The sequence below is a fragment of the Enterobacter chuandaensis genome (genome assembly GCF_039718975.1).
GTDB classification, from domain to species: domain Bacteria; phylum Pseudomonadota; class Gammaproteobacteria; order Enterobacterales; family Enterobacteriaceae; genus Enterobacter; species Enterobacter chuandaensis.
Genome location: NZ_CP097173.1, coordinates 3,325,665 through 3,346,818, shown reverse-complemented (window position 1 = coordinate 3,346,818; position 21,154 = coordinate 3,325,665). Strand labels below are relative to the sequence as shown.

Here is a 21,154-nt window from a genome sequence, read left to right as displayed (position 1 = left end):
TTTTGATGATTTCTACATTCAGGATCTCCCTACATGGATGATTTAACCCTTCGCTACTACGAAGCCGAATTACGCTACCTGCGCGAAGCCGGTAAAGAGTTTGCCCGTGCCCACCCCGACCGCGCAGCCATGCTCAACCTGGATAAAACCGGGGCTCGCGACCCGTATGTGGAGCGCCTGTTCGAGGGCTTCGCCTTCCTGATGGGCCGCCTGCGTGAAAAGCTTGATGATGACCTGCCGGAGCTGACCGAAGGGCTTGTGAGCCTGCTGTGGCCGCATTACATGCGCACCATCCCATCGCTCTCCGTGGTGGCTTTCACGCCGGACTGGCGTCAGCTTCGCAAAATGGAAGTGCTGGAAAATGGCTTTTCCGTACTGTCGCGCCCGGTTGGTCCCGATAACACGGTCTGCCAGTATCGCACCACCCGTGATGTACCGTTGCAGCCGCTGCACCTGGCCGAGGCGCGTCTGCAAATCGAGCCGGATGGTCGGGCTGCCGTTAGCCTGCGCTTTGAGTGCCCGGACAAGGTGGACTGGTCTAAAGCCGGAATTGATAAGGTCGCCATTTATCTTGATGCCGACAGCCCTGTGGCCTCGGCATTGCATTTGGCGCTGACCCGACGGGTACAGGCGATGTACGTCCGTCACGCTGAAACCCGTACTGAACGGGTCCGCTTTGACGGCTGGTGCAAGCCGATGGGCTTTGATGATGCTGATCGCCTGTGGCCGAAAGGGGATTCTGCATTCAGTGGCTACCAGCTGCTGCTGGAGTATTTCAGCTTCCGCGAGAAGTTTATGTTTGTGGAGCTGAAAGGTCTGGAGCTTGCCGGACTGAGTCAGAAAACCACCTGGTTTGAGACCGATATCGTACTCGACGGCGGCTGGCCGTCAGACATGCCGTTTGAGACCGATAATTTCCGCCTGCACTGTGCGCCGGTCATTAACCTGTTCTCACTTGAAGCGGACCCGCTGACGCCTGACCCGCTGCAGAACGAATACCTGCTGCGCCCGATGCGCGTTCAGGACGGGCATACAGAAATCTACAGCGTGGACTCCATTTTCGGTGCGGTGAAGAATGGTAAGCATCCGTACGTACCGTTCACAAGTTTCCGCCACCGCGGCGGTATGATGCGCCATGACGCACCTGAGCGCTACTTCCATACCCGCGTGAAGCGCGGCCCCTCTGGTCTGTATGACACCTGGCTTATCCTCGGCGGAAAGTCATTCGAGATGGAACAACTGTCGCATGCTCCGGAGTCGCTCTCCATTCGCATCACCGGCACCAACGGACAGCTGCCGCGCCGGTCACTCGAGAGTACGCTGCTGGATAGAGTGGTGAAAGCGGGCAAGGTACCAGTTCAGGTCATGAACCTGAAGGTGCCGACCTTGCCACTCTATCCGCCGGCAAATGATCGCTTCCACTGGCGTGTGATGAGCCATCTGGGTTCAAGCTTTTTAAGCATGATGGATAACCCGGAAGTGCTGCGCGGCACGCTGGCACTCTATGACTGGACCGATGATGAGATGAACCGTCGCCGTCTGGAGGCAATTGTGGCGGTGAAGCATGTCCTTATCCGCCGCTTTGAGAAGGGCTTTATGCTGCGCGGGGTCGATATCGAAATCACTCTTAACGCGGACAAATTTGCCGGAGAGGGCGATGTCACTCTATTTGGTGAAATGCTGCACCGCTTCTTTGGCCTGTATGCCGATGTTCACCTCTTTAATCAGCTCACACTGGTGCTGCAACCAACAGGGAAACGACTGCGATGGAAAGAGAATCACAGCCAGCACATTCCGGGCTGACGGAGCGGCTTCGCGACGATATCTGGCGGGTTAATTTCTATCGTTTCTGTCAGTTGCTGGAGCAGGAAAATCCGGATGCACCGAAGCTCGGCAGTACCGAGAAAATCTCTGCCGACCCGGTGCGTTTTCGACCGTGGCCGGGCATGGGGTTCCCGGTCAGTGAACTGAAGGCGGTCGAAACCGACGAGGACAACCCTGATCTGTCGCCGACGGTACGCACCACTTTTCTTGGGCTGTACGGGGTTGACTCCCCACTGCCGACGGCATATCTCGATGATATCGCCCAACGCCGGGAAGGGCATGAAGCCACCACCGCGTTTCTTGATATCTTCAGCCATCGCATCCATACCCAGTACTACCGCATTTGGCGCAAATATGCCTACCCTGCAACCTTTGAAGCAGGCGGGGTGGATGAGACTTCTCAGTGTCTGCTGGGGCTAGTTGGTCTCGGTATCCCAGGCACTGCAGAACAGGTAGCCACGCCGGTCTCCCGCTTCCTGGCGTTGCTCGGCACCATGCGTTTGCCAACGCGCAATGCCGAAGGGATACATCAGCTGGTGAGTCTGCTGGCCCCGGAAACCCGTGCCACGGTTATCAGCCCGGATCCGGTGAAAGTCCCCACAGAGAATCGCAGCGGGCTCGGTAAAGAAAACCGGGTTTCACTGACACAGCGTGCCACGCTCGGTAGGACCGGGAAAGAGGCCTGTAGTCGTATCCTGCTGATGCTCGCAACCGACAACCCGCAAGAGGCACTGGACTGGTTGCCCGGCGGCCAGATACACACCGACCTGATGGTGCTGCTGCGGGTGTACATGGGTTATCGTTCCGATGTACGCCTTCGCCTCACGGTACCGGTAAGCTGTCTGCCTGAACCCCGTCTGGGTAAGACAAGTTGGGTACAGCTGGGCCGCACCGGCGTGCTGGGACTGAAGCGGGACCGTCCCACGACCCGTACGCATCTGACTGTGAGCCTGGGTATCTATAAGGGGCTCACCTGTGAGACTCTGCGGCCGGCACAACCCGGCGGCTATCGCTTCGACTGATATTCAGATACATACCACATTCAACACACCCCTGTTTCTGAACGCTGAAAAGGACTCCACGAATGACTTTCGCTTCCCTGCCGCGCAGCACTGCACTGATGCTGTTCTGTTCCCTGTTGACCGCATGTGGCCTGACTCAGGCCGTAACGGACGGCACGGTCAGCGCAACCAGAGCCATTTTCTACAAAAAAATAAAGGTGCTGCATCTCGATTTTGAACCCCGTGCGGCTATTAACGCCGATGAAAGCCAGACGCCGCTGGCCACCATGGTGCAGGTTTACCAGCTCAAAGACCGCCAGAAGGTGGACGCTGCCGACTACCAGAAGCTGCTGCGCGATGCAGACACCACCCTGAAAGAAGACATTGTGGTCAGTAAGTCACTGCTGGTAATGCCCAAAGGCAGCGTAACCCTCAATATGCCAATGAATGAAGAGGCGAAATTTGTAGCGGTGGTGGGGCTGTTCAATCGTCCGGATATACATAATAACACCTGGAAGCTGGTGCTGAGCCTCGATGACCTCGACCCGGATAAGCCGCGTACCATCCAGCTCAACAGCACCGGGTTGACCCTGGACCCGGTGAAGGAGTAAGTACATGGATACGATCCTGGATAACTGGCTGGCGCTGTTTGACGGGCAGACCCGATATTGCCTTGAGATTAACGACAGCATCCTGAAGCCGGATGTGCTGAACTTCCACGGCCGCGAAGCGCTGAATGCCCCGTTCGAATGGCGCATTGAGTTCACCACACCTCAGAAAGGCATCGGCCGCGAGGATGCACTGCTGAAGTATGCCACCCTCAGCATGCTTTCAGGCCGTTTGGTACAGGGCATTATCACTGGTTTTGAGGTCCTAAGAGAGACTGCGGACCAGACGCATTTCGCCGTAACGCTCTCCTCGCGTCTGGCACTGCTTGCTCATACCCGCCGCTGCGCGGTATGGCAGAATGTTTCGGTGCCAGAATTGGTGGAACAGGTCCTGCGTAGACACGGGCTGGAAGGGGGGGATTTTGAATTCCGGCTGGAACGCTCTTACCCGGTACGTGAGCTTATCGCCCAATGGCGGGAGACTGACCTGCAGTTTATGCAGCGAATCCTTGCTGAGGTCGGTATCTGGTTTCGTACCGGGGTGAATACCACCACCGGGCTGGACACCGTAATCTTTGCCGACAGCCAGCTGCACTACCAGTTTGATGTGCGCCTGCCGTACCGTGAGCCCTCTGCACTGTATGACGGCGCGGTCGAAGCGGTATGGGATGCCAGAGTATGGCACCACACTGTAACTGGCAGTGTGGCCACCCGGGATTACAACTACCGCACGGCCGGTACGCCGATGGATGCGACCGTCAGTGTCAGAAGTGAAGCGGTCACAACTGGCGAATATTACCGCTATCTTGCCCCTTATCGTGAAGCGGGCGACGACACTACCTCAGAACCTGAAACCGAAAGCGGGGCGTTTTATGCTCGTATCCATCACGAACGTGAACTGAACAGGGCCATCAGCCTGCATCTCTTCAGCAACGCCAGTCACCTGACGCCGGGCATAGTGCTGGAAACCGGCGACAGTGATGTGCCGGAGCTGAAAGAAGGCATGGTTATCACGCTTACCACTTTCCGCGCCGCCCGGGACACCCGTCTGCACGTTTCCGTCTGGGGTATGCCCTACAGTGAGCAGTTCTGCTTCAGACCCGAGCCTGCACCGCGCCCGCTTATCGCCGGCACGCTGACTGCTCGTGTCGAGAGCGACGAGAAGAACGCGCCTTACGCGCATCTTGATGAAACGGGGCGCTACCGGGTGAAGCTGGACTTCAGCCGTGAAGACGCAGAGCCGGGCTATAACTACCTGTGGATACGTCAGGCCAAACCGTACGCCGGGGAAACGTACGGCTGGCACACGCCGCTGATAAATGGCACCGAAGTGGGGGTTGCCTTTGACGGCGGCGACCCGGATCGCCCGTACATTGCCCATGCGTTCCATGATTCTGAACATCCGGACGTGGTCACCCGCGACAACCGCAGCCAGAACATCCTGCGCACCGCGGGTCAGAACGAGCTGCGGATGGAAGACCAGCGCAAGAGTGAACATATCGCACTCAGCACGCCGTTCGGGGCCACTGCCCTTAACCAGGGCCATATCGTTGATGCACAGAACGAGCCGCGAGGCACCGGCTTTGAGCTGCGCACCGATGAATACGGGGTTATCCGTGTGGCAAAAGGGCTGCTGGTCACCGCCGATGGCAAAGTGCACGGCGAAGGCGATGTGCTGGATATGGACGTGGCTCTCAGAGAGATTGAGGCCGTCCGGACGCAAATCGAGGGACTGGCCACAGCAACCCGACAGGCAAAAGCCCTGGAAGCTGATATCGCCAGCCAGCAGGCGATGTTCGCCACACGGCTGAAAACTATCAATGAGATGCTTCACTTCTCAGCACCCGAGGGGATGGCGTTTACCAGCGCAGAGCATCTGCAGCTGGCGGCCACTGACAATATTGCCCTGAATGCCGGTGGTGATATCAGTATCGGGACCCAGGGGCATATCACCGGACTGGCGGGCGACAGCGTGGGAATGTTTGCCCAACACGGCAAGCTGAGCCTGATTTCGGCACAGGGGCCGGTACAGTTTCAGGCGCAGAACGGGGTGATGCACCTGAGCGCGGAGCAGAAACTGACCCTCATCTCTGCCAGAGAGATGCTGCTGGCCGGGAAGAAGCGAATACGTCTGGTGGGGGGCGGAAGCTCCATCCTCATCGAGCAGGGACAAATCAAGTATGAGACGGCGGGGACGTATACCCGTAAGGCCAGCCGGCTGGATACGGAAAGTGGTGCTTCGCAGACGGTAAAAATGCCACATCTGCCCGGCAAGGGAGAACACGACCTCGCGCTTAATTTCTTTGACGGGCAGGATGCTATCCCGAAAGTGCTTTATACCCTTCATTTCGACGGTGGCAGCGAACTCGCTGGCGTACTGAATGAGCAGGGATATGCCCTGCACAAAAATGTGCCGTTTGAGTCAGCGACCGTGACTTACCAGCTTCCACCGCCTGAGCCGGATAAGCCCTGGGCATCGTGGGATTTACTGCTGGAAAAAACCAGCATCAGGGAGGGATAAAAATGATAGATCAGGAACTTCAGAACGCACTGGCTTTCTACCAGCCCCCACCACAAAGCTGGTATGACGAGCTGGCAGATAAAGCCAAAGCATCCGGAGAGTGGCTGTGGGAAACGCTTCAGGGCGACTTTAACGAACGGCAGACGACCGGGCAGATCGTTACCGGAACGGTTATCTCGATGATCCCTCTGGTGGATCAGATTTGCGACGTCCGTGACCTTATCGCCAACTGTAAGAAGATAAAGGAAAATGATACTGAGGTCTGGCCGTGGGTGAGCCTTGGTCTGACGCTGGTCGGCTGCTTCCCGACTCTGGGCTCGCTGGTCAAGGGGAGTGCCAAAGTGATGTTCTTGTCCGTGCGCAAAGCCCATTTTAACGAGCTGAGCAAGGCGGGTAACTACAGTCGCCTGCTGGACGGGAGTATCGCACAGCTCAACCGTTTTCTGGATACTTCTGCGGTTCGTAGTACGTTACGAACGCTTCGTATCTACAATCCCTGTCACTATCTGGCAGGCAAAATTGATGAACTGAAAAGCATGCTCAGTACATCGTCGCTGCTTGAGGTGATGGACAAGCTGATGAAAGTGACGCGCAGTCTGTTCGATACAGTAACTCGCTGGGGGCCATCCAGTCTGCAACGCCCGGTCGCGGCTCTGTGGGAAACGCTGGTCTCTGTACGCAGCAAAGCGAATGCAATGCTGGCGAAAGCGCTGAAACCACTGAACGACATTCTGGAGCGCCTTGCGAATCGCCTGAGAGTAGAAGGGGATAATGCGTTTCGTGCACATGTCGGTGAGAATGCTCATTTCTACGGCGCGGCCCGTGCCAGTGAAGAAATCGACTATTTCAAACGTGAGAAGCCGGATTGGGTGGATGTGGGGGTGACAAAAGCAGCGTATCCGGCGCTTGAACTAATCAGCAGAAAACATACGAATAAGATTTCTGAAGGTTGGCCGGATATCAGCAAAACCAGCGAAAACCTGGCGTTGAAAGGTAAGTTTGATACCTTCGACTCTTCCATGAAGGCGGCTGAAATCCCACCAGGCACGGTTATCTATCGTGTGGTTGACCCATCGTCGAGCGATAACAACATCTGCTGGATGCACAAGGCTGAATTTGACACGCTGACCAGTAAAAGCGACTGGCGGCGGCGATTTGCCGTGTGGAAGAGCTGGAATGAAAACGGCGAGTTTGTCACTTATACCGTTCCGCGAGGTCAATCACTAAAAGTCTGGGAGGGAAGAGCTGGAACACAGTTTAAAAAAGATGCGTACGGTGCCACAGAATATTCTTTGGAAGGTGGAGCCGTACAGATTGTTCTGGACCCGTCGCAGTTGAAAAAAGAGTACACAGGGCCACGACAGAAAACAGGCTGGGGGTATGGTGATGCGGCTAACGACCCTGTTTATCCATATCAGGGATTACCGAAGCTGGAAAACACCCATAACTGGTATGAACCAAAGGATAAAAAATAATGGCAGTCTTACATCCTCAGGAATGTTATTTACTGGAGAAGTTTATTTCCCCTGAACATTACGCAGCAACCCGCGATGCGATTATTGCCTATATCGACGCTCATGAAGCCGCATTTGCCCGTTATCTGAGAGAAATTCCGTTAAACAGCCGTAAACTCCCTCTCTGGCAACAGGTTGATATGGTGTGGGGAAATCGTGTGATGCCGAATATTCGTCCAGTCAAAGAGCAGTACGTTAAAGGGTATATTGCTCGTATGAATAATGATATTAAAGCATTTCATGTTGGTGGGGCGATGAGTTCCATCACCAAAGGCATTACCGACTGCTGGAATGGTTGGATGACAGAAGATGAAATAAAAAAAATATCTGAACTTGAAAGTATAGCGGCAGAGTTGGATAAAAGGTTATCTATTACATTAGATGCTACCTGGCGTGAAGGCACTTTAACTTATAATGATTTTACTCTGGAATATAAAAACGAACTTCCCTCACAGATTCCTCGTTATGAACTTGATACTTTAGTACGCATCGAATTAGGTGACAAACCCACTTTAAGTGGGATCTATTTACCTGATGTTGATTTCTCTCCTGCTCGTTTTATTCATGCTGACTATGGTGAGCCAGTATCAGCGTTGCAGGGAAGAACACGTTGCGACTGGATAGACCCAGTAACAGGGGAGAGAGATTATAGTTGGGATGAAACTGAGTGGGCCAAAACAGGCTGGACACTGATCCGTCGTGTTGAAGGTGAGTTTATTGATGTTCCGCCAGAGGGTTTTTTCCCGGAGGGGAAACCGGAAGAGCTTTATAACTGGCCACGGCGTGAAAAGAAACTCTTGCAGGAAGAAAAACAACGTATTACCTGCTGGAGCGGCATTCTTGCACCGTTCGATGGTCGCTGGGCGACCATTGTTAATGGCACAACGCAATATACTCACACTCGAGCCGGACAGGTGATGCCAGAATTTGAAGATAACCATGGACAGAAGCATCCGGCCCGTTGGTCGTTACTGGATAGAAACGATGGTGGCAGCGTGTTTGCTGTGACTCCTGAGGAGGGGAATTGATCATGCCGCGCAATTCACCCTCATTATGCGAGATGCTTTACGGTAATTTTGTCGGTGATCTCGATCTTCAGCATATTAGTGAAGAAAATCAGGTCATCCTGTCGGTGCTAGATAATATGCAACGGATCCTCAATTGCCGCGCCGGGACTCTGGCACATATACCGGATTATGGCCTGCCGGACATGACCACTATTCTGCAGGGGCTCCCAGGTACAGCACATAAGCTGATGTCGACGCTCTCTGCCGTCCTGCTCAAATATGAGCCACGCCTGAAAAAAATAGACGTGGTTCTGCTGGAGCAGAACGTACCCGGCGAACTGCGCTATGCCATTGACGCAGAGCTCAAAGGTATTGGGCTGGTGCGCTACGGCACCGAGTTTAAGCCCGAAGGACGGGTTCTGTTGAGGCACCTCAGGCAACAGCAGTATCTCGACACGTCAACCCGAATATAAGGTCAGTTAGCACCATGTCAATAAAATCACAGTTCATGAAAAAATTGCAGGCCAGACAATCTGCGCCGGCTTTGCCTTGTAGCAAGAGTCAGAGGGACATAGCTGAGTTTCGCCTGCGAATGGAGCAACTTCAGACGCAAATGGATGAGTGGCTGACAGGTACCGGACTGAATGTCGAGCCGCTGACGGCATCTGTTCCTGACCTGCTGGTGGAGGGAGGAGCTTTCGAGATCACCGGTATCGTTCTGCGTTATGACAGCCGGGCGGTAAAGTTTATGCCGGTATTTCTTTTTGGTCAGGGCGTGGCGGGCTGTGTCGAGGTGACTTTCTGCTCCGGAGAAAATGTGATTTCTCAAGGACGCCTGTTCATGCGGGTGGGGGGAGTGAATAACTGGACTTACACTCCCCCTGATACGTCGCCTCAGTCAGGGCAACTATTTGATGAAGGTATTTTTTTCGGTTTGATTTTAGCGCTGTTGCCATAGCGATAATATTTATTCCCTCTATTCATCATTGCAATTCTAAATCGTAAAACAGCCTCACACATCAACTGACGATATTAACCGACACGGATATTCAGGCCTTCCAGGATGACCACACATAAAACGTTAAAAACCGGCTGCGACCCGCGCACGCTGCCGGAATATACATCCCTGCGTAATGAAATGAATAAACTGAGCCATCCGGCGCGCCCGGATGTGAACTGGCTATACGTTGAAAAGTGCTGCCTTTCATTATTCGAGCAAAACGGCGTTGAGTTGCAGACCGCAGCCTGGTACACCCTTGCCCGTACGCATCTGTCTCGATTAACTGGTCTGAATGAAGGGCTCGCTATCCTGGAGGCTCTGATTAGCCGTCAGTGGGATGTTCTCTGGCCGCAGGCGTTACAGGTCCGTATGGAAATTCTTAGCAGCCTGAGCCAGCGCCTGCAGCAGCTCTTGCGTATGCTTCCATTGGACAAGGGTGATCTTAGCGAGCTTTATAGCGCTGAAGCGTTGCTTACCCGCCTGGGCGAGGTGCTCCAGCGCCTTGAACTCAAACACCTTAGCCAGTTCGATACCTTACGAGTGTTGATACATTCAAGCGCAGCAAGGCTGGAAAACAGTAATGGCATGACGGATTTGAATGAGAGCAGGCCTGGTAGTGAATCGCCTCCGGAGAGGGTAGAGCCGACCGAAGAGGTGAAATGGGTCTATGTTGTGCAGCAGGAAACTGAGCGGAATAGTGAAGACCGTATAACGGTTCCCGGGTCTGTCAGATCGTGGAAACCTTTTGTCGCTGGGGCGTGTTCTGCGCTGGTGGTTTGCATCGCCGTGGCGTGGGGAGGGGGATTGCTGTCCAGACCCGATCCATTAACGGCTCAGATCGTCGCCTCTCTGGCACCCTTACCTGAAGCGCTCACGCCTGTTCAGCAAGATGCGTTAATGCAGCGAGGAACGCTACCGTCTACGTTTATCTCAGATACGCAGCAGCAGCTTGCACGACTGGATAAGCTGCCTCCTGACTGGAGTATTGTTTATAGTCTTCAGCTGTTAGAACAGCTCGAGACATTACGGCCAGAAGAGTCTAAGGCGCTGATAATACAGTGGCAAAAAAAGTTTAACGCGACGGCGTTGCCTGTAGACGCCATGAACAGCTGGTATCAGGGAATGATGAAGCTTCAGCAACTGAGTAATCGCCTGAGTAGTCTGGATGAGCAAAAAGGAAAATATATAACGGTGAGTGAGCTTAAATCCGTGGTTTTTTCGACAATTCAGTCATTTAACCGTACGATACCGGCTGAGGAACAGCTCAGACGCCTGTCGCAATATCCTGCCGGATATGCGCTTCCTGAAGCTGAAAAGACTCAACTGGAGCTTCATCTTAAACAACTGGCAACGCGATATGCTCAAATTAAACAGAATATGTCTGCGCAATGAGTTCAGGTGATTGTCAGGCTAATAAAAGGAAGATCAAAGTGTCCCCTGCAGGAATCGAACCTGCAACTAGCCCTTAGGAGGGGCTCGTTATATCCATTTAACTAAGGGGACGAGGCGGCACGAGTATAGCGTTATTTACACTTTGCGTTAAGCGCATTGCCGCCTGACTGCTCAAAGAGTCACCATTCAGGTTGATTTTTTTGCTGTTTTATCTTTATCTGCCTGCGCCTTAAGCTCGGCTTTGCGTTTATTAGACATGTCGTTACGGATTTGGGCATGGCTTAACAGCGCAAAGATAAACGTTCCGCCGCAGATATTCCCCGCCAGCGTTGGAAGGGCGAACGGCCAGAAGAAATCACTCCAGTGAAGTGTACCGTTAAAGACCAGATAAAGTATTTCAACGGTGCCGACCACGATATGCGTGGTATCCGCCAGCGCAATCAGCCAGGTCATCAGGATGATCACCACGATTTTAGCGCTACCGGCAGAAGGGAACATCCACACCATTGTGGCGATAATCCAGCCGGAGATGATGGCATTAGAGAACATTTCGACCGGCGTGTTTTTCATCACATCCATACCGATCTTCACAAACGCGTCCCGGGTGGGCTCATCAAATATCGGCATATATTCGAACGCCCAGGCCGCAATGCCCGTACCGATGATATTGCCCAGCAGAACCACGCTCCACAGCCGCATCAGTAAACCAAAATTGCCGAGGGTAGGGTTTTGCATCACTGGCAGTACGGCGGTCACCGTGTTTTCAGTAAACAGCTGCTGGCGGGCCATGATGACGATAATAAAGCCGAAGGTATAGCCGAGGTTCTCCAGTAAAAATCCGCCCGGAACGCCTTCCAGTTGAACATGAAAGATTCCTTTAGCGAGCAGTGAAGCCCCCATTGACAGCCCCGCAGCGATAGCTGACCAGAAGAGGGCCATCGCATCGCGCTCCATCTCTTTTTCACCATCCTGGCGAATATGTTCATGGATCGCCATCGCGCGGGAGGGAAGACGATCTTCATCAATCTCTATCTTCTCGCCGCGTGCTTTCTCCTCGCTTTCGATTTCATGTTCCTCATTACTCTCGCCAATTTTTTCTTCACCCACATCTTTCATAACGGCTCCCACAGGATAATCTTTCTTTTAAGCGTAGCGGCTTTTATCGGGATGCCTGTGGGGATGCTCTTAATTTGGCGGGAATGACAACAAAGGTGATACATCTCGTTCAAAGACATTATAAAATTGCCAGCGAAACGAATTCTAAAAGTCAGGCTATGCTGAGATCAGAGTCACGGTGATTACTGCCCGTAATTGTACTCATAGACATCGTGAAGCGTGCTGTTACAATCACTTGCACGTTTTCAGACGGAGCGCCACCTGCTCCGTTACGGATGGCAATCAACGATAGCCATACTGAACAGGGAGATATTTATGAAACTTCGGCTGTCGGCGCTTGCGCTGGGCGCGACGATGCTTGTGGGCTGCGCCAGCTCCGGGGAGCAAACGGGACGCTCCGATCCTCTCGAAGGATTTAACCGCTCGATGTACAGCTTCAACTACAACGTGCTGGACCCGTATGTGGTTCGCCCGGTGGCTGTGGCATGGCGCGATTATGTTCCACAGCCCGCACGTAACGGATTAAGCAATTTCACCAGTAACCTGGAAGAGCCTGCGGTGATGGTCAACTATTTCCTGCAGGGCGATCCGTATCAGGGGATGGTGCACTTTACGCGCTTCTTCCTGAACTCCCTTCTGGGGATGGGTGGCTTTATCGATGTCGCGGGCATGGCTAACCCGAAACTGCAGCGTGAACAGCCGCACCGTTTCGGCAGTACGCTGGGGCATTATGGCGTCGGTTACGGGCCTTACGTTCATCTGCCGTTCTATGGCAGCTTCACCGTGCGTGATGAGGGTGGCGATATGGTCGATACGCTGTATCCGGTCCTGTCGTGGCTCACCTGGCCGCTGTCGGTTGGCAAATGGACGGTGGAAGGGATTGAAACGCGCGCGCAACTGCTTGATTCAGATGGCCTGCTGCGCCAGTCGTCCGATCCGTACATTATGGTGCGTGAAGCGTACTTCCAGAATCATGACTTTATTGCCAACGGTGGCAAGCTGAAGCCGGAAGATAATCCAAACGCGAAGGCTATTGAAAACGAACTCAAAGATATTGATTCGGAATAAATAAAAAAGGTGAGCAACGCTCACCTTTTTTGATCCCTGCGCGATTAAAACGCGTAGTTGAAGTTAGTACCGAACAGCCACGCCTTACCTTCAGAGGTAAATTCGTACGGGCCTTCCTTGAAGGTCACCTTCTGGCCATGCATATAAGAAACGCCCGCATCGACAGACGCATTCTCGTTGAACGCGTAGGTGGCGCCAGCACTCACCCAGAAGCGGTCCTGATCCGGAATGGAGATAGAGCGCTTATCAGCCGGTACCGGGCTGTCATCGAATGCAACACCGGTACGGAATGTCCAGTTGTCATCCATATAATAGGTGGTACCCAACGCAATGCGGTAGGCGTCGTGGAAGCTCTCATCTTTATAGAACAGCGTTTGACCATTATTGCCGGTTGCTTTCAGCTCCTGGAACTGGCTCCAGCTGGTATAGGCCAGGCTATAGTGAATAGCCCACTGTGGCGCAACGCGGTTGTAACCGGAGACTTCCCACATTTCTGGCAGATGCAGTGACAGTGAGCCAGGGACAGTTTGACCGGAAGTTCCCCACGGGATGGTGGTGCCCGCACCAGGGACCAGGCTGTTGACCGGCGTCAGGATGCCGCTCTTGTAATCGCCGTCGAAGTCAATTTTCACTTCGGAACGATAGGTCAGGCCCCAGCGGTTGTTTTTGTCCAGCTCGTAAAGAATACCGGCGTTCCAGCCATAGCCCCACTCATCGCCTTTCAGGCTGGCAATTTTGTTGCTGTTTTTCGGCAGGCGAGCCGTTTGTTCACCGGAGTAACGCTCAATTTTTGCATCAGCGTAGACGGCATCAAAGCCCAGACCGAAGCTCCAGTTATCGTTCAGACGATAAGCACCGCTCAGGTTCAGGTTCAGCGTTGTCAGGTCTGTTTTACCGCCGTATTCGCCTGCCGGGTAGTTGTTATTGAACTCGGTAGCAAGGCCATAGTTAGACGTGACGGATGCGCCCCAGCCAAATTGTTCATTGATTGGTGCAACGAAGTGCAGGTTAGGTACCCACGCCGTTGGCGCAATGTTATCTGCTTTCAGGCTCGCACCAGAAGGTGACGTGCCGGAAATGTTGACATCAGGATCGATATACACCGCACCAGCAGAGAAGGTCGGGCGATCGAACATCATGATCAATGCAGGGTTACGGCTTGCGTTACCAGCATCATCAGCGATTGCACCTTCCCCTGAATACGCACGGCCAAGGCCAGAGGAAGAAAATTCGTTTAGCTGAAAGCCCGCTGACCAGGCGGAAGTAGAGACGATTGCCACTGCGACTGCCAGCGCAGTCTTGTTGAACAGGGTTTTCTGGCTCATGACCATAACCTCATTGAGTTATTTTTATTCAATAATTGTTACATACCGTAACAGGAGCGCGAAGTGTAGGGTCTGAGGTATGACAGACAAATCAGACCAGTGGCCAGAGTATAGGTCCGACCAGCCGGAATGTTGCAAGTTTGTTTATTAATATTTTCAAACATGTTTCTTGAAACGAGATCTGGTTGGCAAAATTGTGACCATCGCGGCTCACTCAAAAGGGTGGTTTTTGTTTTAGATCATTTTTTAGTGTGATATCGGTCACTTATCCGATTTTGCGCCATTAACGGCTGGAGAGAGCCAGCGCCGGGGCGTAAAATAGCAGCATCGTGTTTATCTCGCGCATAGCGCGAATACAGAGGAAATTGAGCTATGAGTAAATGCAGTGCTGATGAAACCCCGGTTTGCTGCTGTATGGATGTTGGCACCATCATGGACAACACCGATTGCACCGCGTCTTACAGCCGTGTATTCACCAACCGTGCAGAAGCCGAAGAGACGCTGGCCGCGCTGAGCAAGCGCGCGCGTGATGTGGAGTCCGATCCGTGTGAAATCAAATCCACCTTCACGGAAGTGGACGGTGGCGTGAAGCTGGATATCGACTTTGTGTTTGCCTGCGAAGCTGAAACGCTGATTTTCCAGCTGGGTCTGCGTTAACTCCTGCGGTCTGGTACCCTCATCCCAACCCTCTCCCACGGGAGAGGGCGCAAACACTAAAAACGGTAACCTACGGGTTACCGTTTTGCTTTTACCCTGGGCATTTTCTTTTTCTTCTCTGTGTTTTACCTCGCATTTTTATGCTTCCCTGATTGGCTGAATGTAAAAAAATGGTTAAGACTGTTATCAGGTCAGACCACTTTATAGTCATGTAAAATTTTTCACAGGGGAAGGTTATGAGTCAGGCATTACCGCTAATCACCCGACAAGGTGACCGCATTGCCATTGTCAGCGGTCTGCGTACGCCGTTTGCGCGTCAGGCGACGGCGTTTCACGGTATACCGGCTGTCGAACTGGGGAAAATGGTAGTGGGGGAGATGCTGGCTCGCAGCGAAATTCCGCCTGAGGTCATCGAACAGCTGGTCTTCGGCCAGGTCGTACAGATGCCTGAAGCCCCTAACATTGCGCGGGAAATTGTTCTCGGTACCGGCATGAACGTTCATACCGATGCCTACAGCGTCAGCCGCGCGTGCGCGACCAGCTTCCAGGCGGTCGCAAACGTGGCGGAAAGTCTGATGGCGGGCACCATTCGCGCCGGGATTGCGGGTGGCGCGGATTCTTCCTCCGTACTGCCGATTGGCGTCAGTAAAAAGCTGGCCCGCATTCTGGTGGATGCCAATAAAGCCCGCACCACCGGTGCGAAGCTCAAACTCTTCTCGCGTTTACGCCTGCGTGACCTCATGCCCGTGCCACCTGCCGTAGCGGAATACTCCACCGGCCTGCGCATGGGCGATACCGCCGAGCAGATGGCGAAAACCTACGGTATTACCCGCGAACAGCAGGATGCGCTGGCGCATCGCTCGCATCAGCTGGCAGCGAAAGCCTGGTCGGAGGGCAAACTGACCGAAGAGGTTATGACCGCCTACACGCCTCCCTATCGTGAGCCTCTTACTGAAGACAACAATATTCGTGGTACCTCGACGCTGGCGGATTACGCCAAACTGCGTCCGGCTTTTGACCGCAAGCACGGCACCGTGACGGCGGCCAACAGCACACCGCTGACCGATGGCGCTGCTGCGGTGATCCTGATGACGGAGTCGCGTGCAAAAGAGCTGGGCATCACGCCGCTGGGCTATTTGCGCAGCTATGCCTTTACCGCTATTGATGTCTGGCAGGACATGCTGTTAGGTCCGGCGTGGTCCACGCCGCTGGCGCTGGATCGCGCGGGGCTGACGCTGGCCGATTTAACCCTGATTGATATGCACGAAGCCTTTGCCGCGCAAACCCTGGCAAACGTCCAGCTGCTGGCAAGCGAGCGTTTTGCACGCGACGTGCTGGGCCGCGCCCACGCCACCGGCGAAGTCGATCAAAGCAAATTCAACGTGCTGGGTGGCTCGATCGCCTACGGCCATCCGTTTGCAGCCACGGGCGCGCGAATGATCACCCAAACTTTACACGAACTCCGTCGCCGTGGCGGCGGGTTTGGCCTTGTCACCGCGTGTGCGGCGGGGGGCCTTGGCGCAGCAATGGTTCTGGAGGCTGAATAATGGATATGCCATCTGCATTTAATCTGACGGTTCGCCTCGATAACGTGGCGGTTATCACTATTGATGTGCCTGATGAAAAGATGAATACCCTGAAGGCTGAATTCGGCACTCAGGTTCGCGCTATGCTCAAGCAGATCCGCGAAAATAAAGCGATCCGCGGCCTGGTCTTTATCTCGGCCAAGCCGGATAACTTTATTGCCGGGGCCGATATCAACATGATTGCACGTGCGCAAAGCGCGCAGGAAGCTGAAGATTTGGCGCGTCAGGGACAGCAGGTGATGGCCGAGATCAACGCCCTGCCGATCCCGGTTATTGCCGCGATCCACGGTGCCTGTCTGGGCGGCGGGCTGGAGCTGGCGCTGGCCTGTCACAGCCGTATCTGCACCGATGATGCTAAAACCGTGCTGGGCCTGCCGGAAGTGCAATTAGGCCTGCTGCCGGGGTCGGGTGGAACACAGCGTTTGCCTCGCCTGGTGGGGGTCAGCACCGCGCTGGAGATGATCTTAACAGGCAAGCAGCTGCGCGCCCGTCAGGCGCTGAAAGTGGGTCTGGTTGACGACGTTGTTCCGCACACTATTTTACTGGACGCTGCCGTTGAGCTGGCGCTAAAAGGACGTCAGACAAAACGTCCTCTCCCTGTACGCGAGCGCGTGCTCGCCGGGCCGCTGGGGCGTGCGCTTTTGTTCAACGTGGTGGGCAAAAAAACCGAGCAAAAAACCAAAGGCAACTACCCGGCGGCAAAGCGCATTCTGGAAGTGATTGAAAACGGGTTGTCTCAGGGAAGCAGCAGCGGCTATGCCGCTGAAGCCAAAGCCTTTGGTGAACTGGCGATGACGCCGCAGTCTCAGGCACTTCGCAGCATCTTCTTCGCAAGTACGGACGTGAAAAAAGATCCCGGCAGCGACGCAGATCCTGCGCCGCTGCACGCCGTTGGCGTACTGGGCGGGGGGCTGATGGGCGGCGGCATTGCATTTGTTACCGCCAGCAAAGGCAAATTGCCCGTGCGTATCAAAGACATCAACGCAAAGGGCATCAATCACGCGCTGCAGTACAGCTGGCAGAACCTTGATCAGAAGGTCAAACGCCGCCATATCAAGGCAAGCGAGCGTGATAAAACCCTGGCGACGATCTCCGGCACGACGGATTACAGCGGTTTTGCACACCGGGACCTGGTGATTGAAGCCGTATTTGAAGATCTGGCGCTTAAGCAGCAGATGGTGGCTGACGTGGAGCAACACTGCGCACCGCACACCATTTTCGCCTCAAACACCTCGTCGTTACCGATTGGCGATATTGCGGCGAAAGCCGCGCGACCGGAGCAGGTAATAGGGCTGCACTTCTTTAGCCCGGTCGAAAAAATGCCGCTGGTGGAAGTTATTCCACACGCGACCACCAGCCCGCGAACCATCGCCACCGTGGTGAAGCTGGCGAAAAAACAGGGCAAAACCCCGATTGTGGTAGCGGACAAGGCTGGCTTCTACGTCAACCGTATTCTGGCACCGTATATCAACGAAGCCATGCGGCTGCTGACGGAAGGGGAGAAAATTGAGCACGTCGATGAGGCTTTAGTGAAGTTTGGCTTCCCCGTCGGGCCAATCCAACTTTTGGATGAGGTGGGAATCGACACCGGCACTAAAATTATACCTGTGCTGGAAGCGGCTTATGGCGAACGTTTTTCCCCGCCTGCAAATATTGTTTCCGCAATTTTGAAGGACGATCGCAAAGGCAGAAAAAATGAACGCGGTTTCTATCTTTACGGCGCGAAAGGGCGTAAAAGCAAGAAACAGGTCGACCCTTCGGTTTATGGGCTTATTTCGGCTACCGGCCAGGGGAAACTGTCTGCCGTTCAGTGCGCTGAACGCTGCGTTATGATGATGCTCAATGAAGCGGCGCGCTGCTTTGGTGAACAGGTGATCAAGAGCGCACGCGATGGCGACATCGGTGCGGTATTTGGTATTGGTTTCCCGCCGTTCCTTGGCGGCCCGTTCCGTTACATGGATACACTCGGCGCGGGTGAAGTGGTTGCCATTTTGCAACGTCTTGCCTCGCAGTACGGTCCGCGGTTTACACCGTGTGACGAATTATTGCAGATGGCGGAACGCGGCCAGACGTTTTGGCCTGCAAGGGAAACTGTCCTCGTAAGCTGAGGTCAAAGAAGGGTAAATCCTGAGGTGAATGAACCTGTTCTGGCGATTTTGTAAACAGAGATTGACTATACTTACGCCATTGAGGTAAAAAACAGCGTTTCATTCACCGAATGGATCAGGCACAATGCCCGGCCATCGGGTTTTCTACCTCAGAGCATTAATCGCGGGTAGTTAACGCCGGTGATTCTGGTTAACAAAAGCGGTGCAATATGCAAGTTTTTATCATGCGTCACGGCGACGCGGCACTCGATGCCGCCAGTGACTCAGTACGTCCTTTAACCGTCTGTGGCTGTGACGAATCCCGTCAAATGGCGACGTGGCTTAAAGGTCATAAAGTGGACATTGAACGCGTTCTGGTGAGTCCGTTCCTGCGTGCAGAACAGACGCTGGACGTGGTAGGGGAGTGTATGAACCTGCCATCCAGCGTGGATGTTCTCCCTGAACTGACGCCATGCGGCGATGTCGGTCTTGTCAGCGCTTACCTTCAGGCGCTGTGCAATGAAGGTGTCGCTTCCGCACTGGTCATTTCCCACCTGCCGCTGGTCGGCTATCTGGTATCTGAACTGTGCCCGGGCGAAACGCCGCCTATGTTCACCACTTCTGCCATTGCTAACGTCACCCTCGACGAAACCGGCAAAGGGGTCTTCAACTGGCAAATGAGTCCGTGCAACCTGAAGATGGCAAAAGCCATCTGACGTGACGTGCGATATGGCGGGGCGCAATGTGCCTCCCGCCGTTCTGTCAGGGCAACTCTGGCGGCTGCCACTCCTCAACTTCAATCAACACCAGCAATGCGGCATCGCCGCCGTACTCTTTGGGTGCCTGATGAAACGCCATCACGTGCGGGTGCTGAGCCAGCCACAGCGGCGTCTGTTGCTTAAGAATATGTTTACCGTGGCCATGCATCACGCAGGCGCAAAAAACGTGTTCGCGGCGACAGGCGGCAATCAACGCCCCCAGCTCCTGTTTCGCCTGCATCTGCGTTAAACCGTGCAGATCGAGAAACAGCTCCGGCGAATAATCCCCGCGGCGTAACTTTTTCAGCTCGAAATGGCTGACGTCTTCGCGCACGTACTTCACTGCTCCCTGCGTATTGAGCAGTGGCTGAAATTCATCTGAAAAATAGTGGCTGTTATCGGCCTGCTCCTGGAGCAGTCGTTTAACCGGGACCTCGCTGATTTTTTTACGCTGCGGACGGTGAACAATCGTGTCCTGCGTAATTTTACGCGTCCCGGTCATCAGCTGTCGGAAGAGAGCCTGATCCTCCTCGCTGAGCGATGTTTTCTTTTTCATTCGTCATTCTCATCTCGTATTTCCGATAGTGTACCCGACTAAACGCATTTTTTAACCTCAAGCGGTACGCGTCATTGCTGATTTATCGCCGTCTTCATGGCAAACTAGCCGCCGAAAATTATGCGAGCATGCCCTGGAGGAAAGAGTGGATAAAATATTTGTCGATGAAGCAGTAAACGAGCTGCATACCATACAGGACATGTTGCGCTGGTCGGTTAGCCGCTTCAGCGCCGCCAATATCTGGTACGGTCACGGTACCGATAACCCGTGGGATGAGGCCGTTCAACTGGTTCTGCCGTCTCTTTACCTGCCGCTGGATATCCCGGAAGACATGCGCACCGCGCGCCTGACCTCCAGCGAAAAACACCGCATCGTTGAGCGCGTGATCCGCCGCGTGAACGAGCGCATTCCGGTCGCCTATCTGACCAACAAAGCCTGGTTCTGCGGCCACGAGTTTTACGTCGATGAACGCGTGCTGGTACCGCGCTCGCCGATTGGTGAGCTGATTAACAACCACTTTGAAGGTCTGATTAACCATCAGCCGCAGCACATTCTCGATATGTGCACCGGCAGCGGCTGCATCGCAATTGCCTGCGCGTACGCCTTCCCGGAAGCGGAAGTGGACGCGGTCGACATCTCCACCGACGCGCTGGCCGTGACCGAACACAACATTGAAGAGCACGGTCTGATTCATCACGTTACGCCTATCCGCTCTGACCTGTTCCGCGACCTGCCGACGCTGCAGTACGATCTGATCGTCACTAACCCGCCGTATGTCGATGCGGAAGACATGTCCGATCTGCCGAACGAATACCGTCACGAGCCGGAGCTGGGTCTGGCGTCAGGCTCAGACGGCCTGAAGCTGACCCGCCGCATTCTGGCCTGCGCGCCGGATTATCTGACCGACGACGGCGTTCTGATTTGTGAAGTGGGCAACAGCATGGTACATCTGATAGAGCAGTACCCGGATGTGCCGTTCACCTGGCTTGAGTTCGACAACGGCGGTGACGGCGTCTTTATGCTGACCAAAGCGCAGCTGCTCGACGCGCGCGAACACTTCAGCATCTATAAAGATTAATCCAGCGGGCTTCGGCCCGTTTCACAACGCTCAAACACAAACAACAACATCGGAGC

18 protein-coding genes and 1 tRNA gene are annotated in these 21,154 nt (G+C 54.2%); 15 read left to right on the top strand and 4 right to left on the bottom strand.

Annotated features, from left to right (window positions below; all coding sequences use genetic code 11):
• The first annotated feature begins 33 nt into the window (after positions 1–33).
• From tssF to MX657_RS16135, 9 genes are all read left to right on the top strand, one after another.
• Complete coding sequence (tssF, locus tag MX657_RS16175; protein WP_346806164.1) at positions 34–1,803, top strand: type VI secretion system baseplate subunit TssF; 1,770 nt, start codon at positions 34–36, stop codon at positions 1,801–1,803.
• Positions 1,767–2,846, top strand: a complete 1,080-nt coding sequence (gene tssG / locus MX657_RS16170) for a type VI secretion system baseplate subunit TssG (protein ID WP_346806163.1) — start codon at positions 1,767–1,769, stop codon at positions 2,844–2,846. The genes tssF and tssG overlap by 37 nt, the downstream gene beginning before the upstream one ends.
• Before the next feature lie 62 nt (positions 2,847–2,908).
• Positions 2,909–3,436 carry a type VI secretion system lipoprotein TssJ gene (gene tssJ / locus MX657_RS16165; RefSeq protein ID WP_265194666.1) on the top strand — a complete coding sequence of 176 codons (528 nt, stop codon included), beginning with the start codon at positions 2,909–2,911 and terminating at the stop codon, positions 3,434–3,436.
• Positions 3,437–3,440: 4 nt separating this feature from the next.
• Positions 3,441–5,954, top strand: coding sequence for a type VI secretion system Vgr family protein (locus MX657_RS16160; RefSeq protein ID WP_346806162.1), 2,514 nt, complete (start codon positions 3,441–3,443; stop codon positions 5,952–5,954).
• Between the two features lie 2 nt (positions 5,955–5,956).
• Complete coding sequence (locus tag MX657_RS16155) at positions 5,957–7,429, top strand: hypothetical protein (RefSeq protein WP_346806161.1); 1,473 nt, start codon at positions 5,957–5,959, stop codon at positions 7,427–7,429.
• A complete protein-coding gene (locus MX657_RS16150; protein ID WP_346806160.1) occupies positions 7,429–8,496 on the top strand; it encodes a type VI secretion protein ImpA in 1,068 nt (355 codons plus the stop codon). Before MX657_RS16155 ends, MX657_RS16150 begins: the two co-directional genes overlap by 1 nt.
• A gap of 2 nt (positions 8,497–8,498) precedes the next feature.
• Positions 8,499–8,948, top strand: coding sequence for a type VI secretion system baseplate subunit TssE (gene tssE, locus MX657_RS16145; RefSeq protein ID WP_346806159.1), 450 nt, complete (start codon positions 8,499–8,501; stop codon positions 8,946–8,948).
• Between the two features lie 14 nt (positions 8,949–8,962).
• Positions 8,963–9,433, top strand: a complete 471-nt coding sequence (locus MX657_RS16140; protein ID WP_346806158.1) for a hypothetical protein — start codon at positions 8,963–8,965, stop codon at positions 9,431–9,433.
• A 105-nt stretch (positions 9,434–9,538) separates the two neighbouring features.
• On the top strand, positions 9,539–10,867 hold the full coding sequence (locus MX657_RS16135) for a VasL domain-containing protein (protein WP_346806157.1): 1,329 nt from the start codon (positions 9,539–9,541) through the stop codon (positions 10,865–10,867).
• Between the two features lie 39 nt (positions 10,868–10,906).
• Here the strand turns inward: MX657_RS16135 and MX657_RS16130 are convergent.
• Positions 10,907–10,978 (bottom strand) — tRNA-Arg (locus MX657_RS16130).
• Between the two features lie 75 nt (positions 10,979–11,053).
• On the bottom strand, positions 11,054–11,983 hold the full coding sequence (locus MX657_RS16125) for a formate/nitrite transporter family protein (protein WP_346806156.1): 930 nt from the start codon (positions 11,981–11,983) through the stop codon (positions 11,054–11,056).
• 315 nt (positions 11,984–12,298) lie between these two features.
• Between MX657_RS16125 and mlaA the strand changes: the two genes are divergently transcribed.
• A complete protein-coding gene (mlaA, locus tag MX657_RS16120; protein WP_119915415.1) occupies positions 12,299–13,051 on the top strand; it encodes a phospholipid-binding lipoprotein MlaA in 753 nt (250 codons plus the stop codon).
• 44 nt (positions 13,052–13,095) lie between these two features.
• On the opposite strand, the gene fadL is transcribed toward mlaA, so the two are convergent.
• Positions 13,096–14,376, bottom strand: coding sequence for a long-chain fatty acid transporter FadL (gene fadL / locus MX657_RS16115; RefSeq protein WP_119915416.1), 1,281 nt, complete (start codon positions 14,374–14,376; stop codon positions 13,096–13,098).
• A gap of 372 nt (positions 14,377–14,748) precedes the next feature.
• Here fadL and MX657_RS16110 point away from each other — a divergent pair, with 372 nt between their 5' ends.
• From MX657_RS16110 to sixA, 4 genes are all read left to right on the top strand, one after another.
• Entirely contained in the window at positions 14,749–15,033 is a 285-nt protein-coding gene (locus MX657_RS16110) for a YfcZ/YiiS family protein (RefSeq protein ID WP_028013973.1), read from the top strand.
• Between the two features lie 236 nt (positions 15,034–15,269).
• Complete coding sequence (gene fadI, locus MX657_RS16105; RefSeq protein ID WP_080328525.1) at positions 15,270–16,580, top strand: acetyl-CoA C-acyltransferase FadI; 1,311 nt, start codon at positions 15,270–15,272, stop codon at positions 16,578–16,580.
• Positions 16,580–18,727 carry a fatty acid oxidation complex subunit alpha FadJ gene (gene fadJ, locus MX657_RS16100; protein ID WP_346806155.1) on the top strand — a complete coding sequence of 716 codons (2,148 nt, stop codon included), beginning with the start codon at positions 16,580–16,582 and terminating at the stop codon, positions 18,725–18,727. The genes fadI and fadJ overlap by 1 nt, the downstream gene beginning before the upstream one ends.
• 209 nt (positions 18,728–18,936) lie before the next feature.
• Complete coding sequence (sixA, locus tag MX657_RS16095) at positions 18,937–19,422, top strand: phosphohistidine phosphatase SixA (RefSeq protein WP_346806154.1); 486 nt, start codon at positions 18,937–18,939, stop codon at positions 19,420–19,422.
• Between the two features lie 46 nt (positions 19,423–19,468).
• Here sixA and smrB read toward each other — a convergent pair whose 3' ends face one another.
• Entirely contained in the window at positions 19,469–20,020 is a 552-nt protein-coding gene (gene smrB / locus MX657_RS16090) for an endonuclease SmrB (RefSeq protein WP_032646638.1), read from the bottom strand.
• Between the two features lie 145 nt (positions 20,021–20,165).
• Between smrB and prmB the strand changes: the two genes are divergently transcribed.
• Positions 20,166–21,098, top strand: coding sequence for a 50S ribosomal protein L3 N(5)-glutamine methyltransferase (gene prmB / locus MX657_RS16085; protein WP_023312578.1), 933 nt, complete (start codon positions 20,166–20,168; stop codon positions 21,096–21,098).
• The last annotated feature ends 56 nt before the right edge of the window (positions 21,099–21,154 follow it).

Excerpts from the sequence above, each read along its gene's own strand:
- tssF (WP_346806164.1), top strand. The coding sequence starts at position 34 with ATGGATGATTTAACCCTTCGCTACTACGAAGCCGAATTACGCTACCTG.
- tssG (WP_346806163.1), top strand. The coding sequence starts at position 1,767 with ATGGAAAGAGAATCACAGCCAGCACATTCCGGGCTGACGGAGCGGCTT.
- tssJ (WP_265194666.1), top strand. The coding sequence starts at position 2,909 with ATGACTTTCGCTTCCCTGCCGCGCAGCACTGCACTGATGCTGTTCTGT.
- MX657_RS16160 (WP_346806162.1), top strand. The coding sequence starts at position 3,441 with ATGGATACGATCCTGGATAACTGGCTGGCGCTGTTTGACGGGCAGACC.
- MX657_RS16155 (WP_346806161.1), top strand. The coding sequence starts at position 5,957 with ATGATAGATCAGGAACTTCAGAACGCACTGGCTTTCTACCAGCCCCCA.
- MX657_RS16150 (WP_346806160.1), top strand. The coding sequence starts at position 7,429 with ATGGCAGTCTTACATCCTCAGGAATGTTATTTACTGGAGAAGTTTATT.
- tssE (WP_346806159.1), top strand. The coding sequence starts at position 8,499 with ATGCCGCGCAATTCACCCTCATTATGCGAGATGCTTTACGGTAATTTT.
- MX657_RS16140 (WP_346806158.1), top strand. The coding sequence starts at position 8,963 with ATGTCAATAAAATCACAGTTCATGAAAAAATTGCAGGCCAGACAATCT.
- MX657_RS16135 (WP_346806157.1), top strand. The coding sequence starts at position 9,539 with ATGACCACACATAAAACGTTAAAAACCGGCTGCGACCCGCGCACGCTG.
- MX657_RS16125 (WP_346806156.1), bottom strand. The coding sequence starts at position 11,983 with ATGAAAGATGTGGGTGAAGAAAAAATTGGCGAGAGTAATGAGGAACAT.
- mlaA (WP_119915415.1), top strand. The coding sequence starts at position 12,299 with ATGAAACTTCGGCTGTCGGCGCTTGCGCTGGGCGCGACGATGCTTGTG.
- fadL (WP_119915416.1), bottom strand. The coding sequence starts at position 14,376 with ATGAGCCAGAAAACCCTGTTCAACAAGACTGCGCTGGCAGTCGCAGTG.
- MX657_RS16110 (WP_028013973.1), top strand. The coding sequence starts at position 14,749 with ATGAGTAAATGCAGTGCTGATGAAACCCCGGTTTGCTGCTGTATGGAT.
- fadI (WP_080328525.1), top strand. The coding sequence starts at position 15,270 with ATGAGTCAGGCATTACCGCTAATCACCCGACAAGGTGACCGCATTGCC.
- fadJ (WP_346806155.1), top strand. The coding sequence starts at position 16,580 with ATGGATATGCCATCTGCATTTAATCTGACGGTTCGCCTCGATAACGTG.
- sixA (WP_346806154.1), top strand. The coding sequence starts at position 18,937 with ATGCAAGTTTTTATCATGCGTCACGGCGACGCGGCACTCGATGCCGCC.
- smrB (WP_032646638.1), bottom strand. The coding sequence starts at position 20,020 with ATGAAAAAGAAAACATCGCTCAGCGAGGAGGATCAGGCTCTCTTCCGA.